Raw genomic sequence first — 1358 nt, 5'->3', positions numbered from 1 at the left:
CCATAAGCCTTGAGGTGAAGCACACAGGAAAGCCGTATGCGGGAAATCCGCACGTACGGTTTGAGGTGGCAGGAGATGGAAACGGATGAGATGACCCGCTTGAGGGGGACACTCTCCCGAAAGGGGAGTAAACAGCCTGGCCTCACAAGGTCTGTACTTACACCGCGCCATCTCTTGACCCTACCGTTCTTAAGATCGGTGGAGAGTAAAGCGTGGAGAGTTGTTAACAACCGCCAGTCGCCTCCGGCGCTAGTATCGCTTCGCGATGCCAGTACGACTCCGTCGCGCAAGCAGACTGGCGAGGGCAAAGCCTTACTGGCCGTTCTTCATACCCTTCTATGAACTATCTCAAGCAATGCTGCAGGACTCAGGACAGTTACGAAATCAGCGGGAAAGTGTTTAGCATTTCCCGTAACGATCGGACTGTTAGTGGCTCTGGAGACTTCAACAAAAGGTAAATCCGATTGATCTGGAAGCTCCAAAAAGACTGGTTCGGGAGTCACAAAAAAACCGACCCTAACAAAGAAATCCAGAAGCGCCCTTATATCGTCGCTCCTGAATCCAAATCTCGGTCTTTGAAGAACCCTCTCGTATTGATCGATAATTCTTGCATCGAAACAGGGATAAACACGACTCGAGAGAACACAATTGAGAACACCTGCGAGACTTCCGTGAGGATTTATTAGAGCCGCGACAAGGACGTTTGTGTCTACTACTATCTTCATCTATCCGCTTTTCTGCTTTCAGAGATCTCTTTCTCTATCTCCTCTGAAGAAAGACTATCAAGACCGTTCTTCAAAGACTGGAGCCGCATTCTTTCGACTGCGAGTTCAGCTTTTGCTCGGGAAATAGCCTTTATGAGAAATTCGAGATCCTCGTCTGCCCTTATCATTATTGCTTTAGGCTTCCCGTTAACCGTAACGATAACCTCCAATCCCTCATCAAGCGTTTCCCAGACCGCTGAGGGATTGCTTCTCAGGTCTCGAGTCGCTATGTACTTCATAAAACCACCTCCTGTACAAACATATTTTACATTGAGACCCACATAATTACCTACACAATCGCAAGCACCAGTCGCGGCGGCGGGGTGGATCAGAGGTAAGAGGGATGAGGATAGAGGTAAGAAGATCAAGATCTTTGCGCTCTTCCAACCTCTAGCCTGTCGCCTCTAACCTCTGCTCTTCTCGTCGCGCCAGTTCCGCTCCGCGGCCTAAGAACCAAGAACCTGGACGCGCAGCGTCGGAACGAAAAACTTGGGCGCAGCGCGCCGGAACCGCTCTTCTGCTCTCTCGAAGGACGGCTCTTGAAAAAATGGAGTCTGTCCCGTTTTTTCTAAAGAGGAAGGAAATGGAGCTCCC

The 1358-nt window shown here is 50.0% G+C and carries 2 protein-coding genes; both read right to left on the bottom strand.

Annotated features, from left to right (window positions below; translation table 11 throughout):
* Positions 1-326 precede the first annotated feature (326 nt).
* The gene (locus V512_RS12975) at positions 327-725 is read right to left on the bottom strand and encodes a putative toxin-antitoxin system toxin component, PIN family (RefSeq protein ID WP_099830879.1); all 399 of its coding nucleotides are present in this window, start codon (positions 723-725) and stop codon (positions 327-329) included.
* A complete protein-coding gene (locus V512_RS12970; protein ID WP_099830878.1) occupies positions 722-1003 on the bottom strand; it encodes a type II toxin-antitoxin system Phd/YefM family antitoxin in 282 nt (93 codons plus the stop codon). Before V512_RS12970 ends, V512_RS12975 begins: the two co-directional genes overlap by 4 nt.
* Between the last annotated feature and the right edge of the window lie 355 nt (positions 1004-1358).

Origin of the sequence: Mesotoga sp. Brook.08.105.5.1, from assembly GCF_002752635.1 — a bacterium.
GTDB lineage: Bacteria > Thermotogota > Thermotogae > Petrotogales > Kosmotogaceae > Mesotoga.
This window is presented reverse-complemented; position numbering and strand designations above follow the sequence as displayed.